Annotated in this window: 4 protein-coding genes; 3 read left to right on the top strand and 1 reads right to left on the bottom strand. The window is 71.6% G+C overall.

The genetic code is table 11. The features are described 5' to 3' along the window. The coding region (locus WML84_RS11970) for a glucose-6-phosphate dehydrogenase (RefSeq protein ID WP_347346372.1) at positions 1-272 on the bottom strand (272 nt) is incomplete at its 3' end. A 96-nt stretch (positions 273-368) separates the two neighbouring features. On the opposite strand from WML84_RS11970, the gene WML84_RS11965 reads away from it, so the two are divergent. From WML84_RS11965 to WML84_RS11955, 3 genes are all read left to right on the top strand, one after another. After that, a complete protein-coding gene (locus WML84_RS11965) occupies positions 369-4,097 on the top strand; it encodes a homocysteine S-methyltransferase family protein (RefSeq protein ID WP_347346371.1) in 3,729 nt (1,242 codons plus the stop codon). A 151-nt stretch (positions 4,098-4,248) separates the two neighbouring features. Then, a complete protein-coding gene (locus WML84_RS11960) occupies positions 4,249-4,941 on the top strand; it encodes a response regulator transcription factor (RefSeq protein WP_347346370.1) in 693 nt (230 codons plus the stop codon). A gap of 5 nt (positions 4,942-4,946) precedes the next feature. Further along, positions 4,947-6,041, top strand: a complete 1,095-nt coding sequence (locus WML84_RS11955) for a HAMP domain-containing sensor histidine kinase (protein WP_347346369.1) — start codon at positions 4,947-4,949, stop codon at positions 6,039-6,041. Positions 6,042-6,079 lie beyond the last annotated feature (38 nt).

Raw genomic sequence — 6,079 nt, 5'->3', positions numbered from 1 at the left:
TCGCGAGCGGGCCGCGCGCCCGCGCGGGCTCCCACGGACGCCGGTCGCGGCTCCGGCCGGGGGCGGTGCGCGGCGCAGTAGAACCGCACGAAGCCGGCGGGGTTGTTCGGATGCCGGTGCTTGACCACCCACAGCTCGTCGCGCGGCAGGGGAGCGGCATCCGTGCCGCACATCGCGCAGCGCGCCGGGTCGCCCGGCATGACGTCCGCGACGACCACGGGGGCGTCGAAGGCGAGACCGTCGCGCCAGTCGGAGGAGGCGGTGATCTTCATGGCCGGCCCTTCTGGCGGCGTCGTCGGGCCGATCGCCGCCGCCTCCAGCTTCGCACGTACGGCGGGTGCAGCGGGTGCGGCGGCTAGGATCGCGGCGTGACCGCAGCCCCGCCCGCGCCCCGGTTCGCCCTCGACATCGACGGCGTGCCGCGCTCCGAGCGCGCGCAGCGCCTGCTCGACGCGATGCTCGAGCGCGTCGTGATCGCCGACGGCGCGATGGGCACCATGCTGCAGCGGCACGAGCTGACGATCGAGGGCGACTTCCAGGGCCTCGAGGGGTGCAACGAGATCCTCAACGTGACGCGGCCCGACGTCGTGGCGGCGATCCACGACGCCTACCTCGACGTCGGGGTCGACGCCGTCGAGACCAACACGTTCGGCGCGAACTGGTCGAACCTCGGCGACTACGGCATCGACGACCGCATCGCCGAGCTCGCCGAGAAGGGGGCGCGGATCGCGCGCGAGCGCGTCGAGGCGGCCGAGGCGGTCGACGGACGCATGCGCTGGGTGCTCGGCTCGATGGGTCCCGGCACCAAGCTCCCGAGCCTCGGGCACACCACGTACGACCACCTCAAGCAGACCTTCGCGCTGCAGGCCGAGGGCCTCGTCGACGGCGGGGCCGACGCGTTCCTCGTCGAGACCTCGCAGGATCTCCTGCAGACGAAGGCCGCGATCAACGGATGCCGGCAGGCGATCGTCAGTCGCGGCATCCGCCTGCCGATCTTCGTCGAGGTGACCGTCGAGACGACCGGCACCATGCTCATGGGGTCGGAGATCGGCGCGGCGCTCACCGCGATCGAGCCGCTCGGCGTCGACGCGATCGGCCTCAACTGCGCGACCGGCCCGGCCGAGATGAGCGAGCATCTGCGGCACCTCTCGAAGCACGCCGGCGTGCCGATCGCGTGCATGCCCAACGCGGGGCTTCCGGTGCTGGGCGCCGACGGCGCGCACTACCCGCTCACGCCCGCCGAGCTCGCCACGGCGCACGAGCAGTTCGTGCGCGAGTTCGGCCTGTCGCTCGTGGGCGGATGCTGCGGCACGACGCCCGAGCACCTCGCCGCGGTCGTGGCGCGGCTGCACGGCGGCGGCGTGCCCGTCGTCTCGCGCGCGACGGGGAACGACCTGCCGCGGGACGAATCGGTGCGTTACGTCTCCCTGGGTTCGCGCTCGCGCTCGTGGATCGTCGGGAGCGAGCCGCCGGTCGTCGAGCCCGAGCCCGGCGTCGCCAGCCTCTACCAGCACGTGTCGTTCGCGCAGGACGCCTCGTACCTCGCGATCGGCGAGCGCACCAACGCGAACGGGTCGAAGGCGTTCCGCGAGGCGATGCTCGAGGGGCGCTGGGACGACTGCGTCGAGATCGCCCGCGGCCAGATCCGCGTCGGCGCGCACCTGCTCGACGTGTGCGTCGACTACGTCGGCCGCGACGGCGTGGCCGACGTCCGCGAGGTCGTCTCGCGGTTCGCCTCGGCATCCACCCTGCCCCTCGTGGTCGACTCGACCGAGCCCGCGGTCATCCAGGCCGGACTCGAGCTCATCGGCGGGCGGCCGGTCGTGAACTCGGTCAACTACGAGGACGGCGACGGCCCGGCGTCGCGCTTCGGCCGGATCATGCCGCTCGTGAAGGAGCACGGCACCGCGGTGATCGCGCTCACCATCGACGAGCAGGGCCAGGCGCGCACCGCCGACGACAAGGTGCGCATCGCCTCGCGGCTCGTCGACGAGCTCGTGGGCGCGTGGGGCATGCGGGTGAGCGACATCGTCGTGGACTGCCTGACGTTCCCGATCGCCACGGGTCAGGAGGAGACGCGCCGCGACGCCATCGAGACGATCGAGGCGATCCGGCGGATCAGCGCGGCCTACCCGGGCATCAACACGACCCTCGGCGTCTCGAACGTGTCGTTCGGCCTGAACCCCGCCGCCCGGAGCGTCCTGAACTCCGTCTTCCTGCACGAGGCCGTCGAGGCGGGGCTCACCTCGGGCATCATCGACGCGGCGAAGATCGTGCCGCTCGCCTCGATCTCGGAGGAGCAGCGCGCCGTCGCGCTCGACCTCGTGTGGGACCGCCGCGAGCGCGACGCCGACGGCAACGTCACCTACGACCCGCTCGCCCGCATGCTCGACCTCTTCGCGGGCGTCGACACCGCGGCCCTGCGCGACCAGCGCGCCGCCGAGCTCGCGGCGCTGCCGGTCGGCGAGCGGCTGGAGCGCCGCATCATCGACGGCGAGGGCAAGGGGCTGGAAGCCGACCTCGACCTCGCGCGCGCGGGCGGGCTCGCGCCGCTGCAGATCATCAACGACCATCTGCTCGAGGGCATGAAGGTCGTCGGCGAGCGGTTCGGCGCCGGCGAGATGCAGCTGCCGTTCGTGCTGCAGTCGGCCGAGGTCATGAAGACGGCGGTCGCCCTGCTCGAGCCGCACATGGAGAGGTCGGATGCCTCGGGCAAGGGCCGCATCGTCCTGGCGACCGTCCGCGGCGACGTGCACGACATCGGCAAGAACCTCGTCGACATCATCCTCACCAACAACGGGTACGACGTGGTCAACCTCGGCATCAAGCAGCCGATCGCCGACATCATCGCCGCGGCGGAGGAGCACGGCGCCGACGTCATCGGCATGTCGGGGCTGCTCGTGAAGTCCACGGTCGTCATGAAGGAGAACCTCCAGGAGCTCACCGCGCGGGGTCTCGGGACGAGGTGGCCGGTGATCCTCGGCGGGGCCGCGCTCACGCGCGCCTACGTCGAGGACGACCTGGCGGGCCTCTTCGACGGCGAGGTGCGCTACGCGCGCGACGCGTTCGAGGGCCTCGCGCTCATGGAGCCGCTCGTGAAGATCGCCCGCGGCGCCGACCCGGCGTCGGTCGGGCTGCCGCCACTGAAGAAGCGGATCCACGCGGCGGGCGCCAAGCTGACGCTCACCGAGCCCGACGCCATGCCGGCGCGCTCCGACGTGGCATCCGACAACCCGGTGCCGCCTCCGCCCTTCTGGGGCACGCGCATCGTCCGCGGCATCGCGCTGCACGACTACGCCGCGTTCCTCGACGAGCGCGCGACCTTCATGGGCCAGTGGGGGCTCAAGCCCGGGCGCGGCGCCGACGGGCTGAGCTACGAGCAGCTCGTGGAGAGCGAGGGCCGGCCGCGGCTGCGGTACTGGCTCGACCGGATCCTGGGGGAAGGGATGCTGGACGCCTCGGTCGCGTACGGCTACTTCCCCGTCGTGTCGGAGGGCGACGACGTCGTCGTGCTGCATCACGGCGACGATCCCGCCGGGGTGGTCGGCGCCGCAGGCCTCCTCGCGCCCGACGGCGGGTCGGGGGGCGCGCTCGGCGCCGACCGCCTGCGCTTCCACTTCCCGCGGCAGCGTCGCGACCGGCACCTGTGCCTCGCCGACTTCGTGCGCTCGCGCGCGTCGGGGCAGGTCGACGTGCTGCCCGTGCAGCTCGTGACCGCCGGCGCCCGCATCGACGCGGTCACCGCGAAGCTGTTCGCCGAGGACCGGTATCGCGACTACTACGAGCTCAACGGGCTCGTGATGCAGCTGACCGAGGCGCTCGCCGAGCTCTGGCACGCCCGCATCCGCTCCGAGCTCGGCTTCTCGGCGGAAGACCCGGACGACACCGCCGGGCTGTTCAAGCTCGAGTACCGTGGCGCGCGCTTCTCGCTCGGCTATCCGGCGTGCCCCGACATGGAGGACCGTCGCAAGGTCGTCGAGCTGCTCCGTCCCGAGCGCATGGGCGTCGAGCTCAGCGAGGAGCTGCAGCTGCACCCCGAGCAGTCGACCGACGCGTTCGTCTTCCACCACCCCGAGGCGAAGTACTTCTCGGTGTGACCGACGAGTCCGAGGGCGCGGCTGCCGGCATCCGCGGCTCCCGCCGATCAGTCCGGCCGTTCGGGGGCGGAACGATCATCGGCCCGTTCCCACATCCGCGGACGCGGTTTCCTTATGCTCACGATAGGTTCCGGCTCGTACGCTTTGAGGCGTGCGAGTTCTGATCGTCGAGGACGAGATCTTCATGGCGGAGGCCATCCGCGATGGGTTGCGTCTGGAGGCGATCGCGGCGGACATCGCCGGCGACGGCGACGCCGCGCTGGAGATGCTGAGCGTCAACGCCTACGACATCGCCGTCCTCGACCGGGACATCCCCGGCCCATCGGGCGATGAGGTCGCCGCGCGGATCGTCGCCTCCGGCAGCGGCATGCCGATCCTCATGCTCACCGCAGCCGATCGCCTGGACGACAAGGCGACCGGGTTCGAGCTCGGCGCCGACGACTATCTCACCAAGCCCTTCGCGCTGCAGGAGCTGGTGCTGAGGCTCAGGGCGCTCGACCGCAGGCGGGCCCAGAGCCGGCCGCCGGTGCGGGAGATCGCGGGCCTCCGCGTCGACCCCTTCCGTCGCGAGGTCTACCGCGACGGCCGCTACGTCGCGCTCACGCGCAAGCAGTTCGCCGTGCTCGAGGTGCTGGTCGCCGCCGAGGGCGGTGTCATCAGCGCCGAGGAGCTGCTCGAGAAGGCCTGGGACGAGAACGCCGACCCGTTCACGAACGCCGTGCGCATCACGGTCTCGGCCCTTCGCAAACGACTGGGCGAGCCCTGGCTGATCGCCACGGTGCCCGGTGTCGGATACCGCATCGACGCAGGCCCGGACGCCCCGGCCACGGAACGACGCGGGTAGCAGCGATGCAGAGGCGCAGGGGGCTGAGCGCTCGCGTCAAGCTGACCCTCAGCTACGCCGGCTTCCTCGTCTTCGCCGGAGTCCTCCTGCTGGGCGTCATGTGGTTCTTCCTCATCCGGGATGGGGCGGCATTCAGCATCCCGACGTTCGACGACTATCTCCTCGTCTTCAATCCGGGCAACTTCGGTCCCCGCGTCTTCAGCCCCGCCGCCATCGTCATGCTCCTGTTCCTGCTGGTCGTGGGGCTCGTGGGCGGGTGGCTGCTCGCGGGCCGGATGCTCGCGCCGTTGACGCGCATCACGGGCGCTGCCCGGAAGGCCGCGAACGGGTCGCTCGTGCATCGGATCGAGCTGGAAGGCAGCAACGACGAGTTCCGTGAGCTCGCGGACGCATTCGACATGATGCTCGTGAAGCTCGAGGCGCAGGTCGGCGAACAGCAGCGTTTCGCCGCCAACGCCTCCCACGAGCTGCGGACGCCGCTCGCGGTGATGCAGGCGATCCTCGACGTCGCCGTTCGAGACCCGAGCCCCGACGGTCGCGAAGAGAGGCTTCGCGCCGTGAACGCCCGGGCGATCGCGCTCACCGAGGCGCTGCTCCTGCTGAGTCGGGTCGATCGACGTTCCTTCGCTCACGAAGACGTGGACCTGTCTCTGCTCGCGGAGCAGGCCGCCGAGACGCTGCTGCCGTTGTCGGAGAAGCACGGGGTCGCCGTCGAGACCGGCGGAGCCGTCGCGCTCGCGTCCGGCTCGCCCGCGCTGCTGCTGCAGCTGGTGACGAACCTGTTGCACAACGCCATCGTCCACAACCGTCCCGAGGGCGGCTCCGTGCGGATCTCCGCGACCACGGGTGCGGAGTTCGTCGAGCTGAGCGTCGAGAACACCGGCGAGCGGCTGGGCGAGGAGCTCGTGTCGACCCTGACCGAACCGTTCCGGCGCGGGACCGCGCGCATCCGCAGCGATCAGGCCGGCGTCGGGCTGGGGCTGGCCATCGTGAACAGCATCGTGCTCGCCCACGACGGAACCCTCGTCCTCAGCCCGAGGGCGGACGGCGGGCTCCTCGTGACCGTGCGTCTTCCGTCCGCTCGGCGCGGACCGCGGTGAACCGCCCCGAGCCCGCGGTCGAGAGTCGGGATGCCGTC

This window comes from Microbacterium sp., from assembly GCF_039812165.1.
Classification (GTDB): Bacteria; Actinomycetota; Actinomycetes; order Actinomycetales; family Microbacteriaceae; genus Microbacterium.
Note: the sequence above shows the minus strand (reverse complement) of the source record. Positions and strands in the feature narration are given on the sequence as shown.

What these genes read in the sequence shown, in the direction of transcription:
- WML84_RS11955 (WP_347346369.1), top strand. Translation starts at nt 4,947, where the DNA reads ATGCAGAGGCGCAGGGGGCTGAGCGCTCGCGTCAAGCTGACCCTCAGC.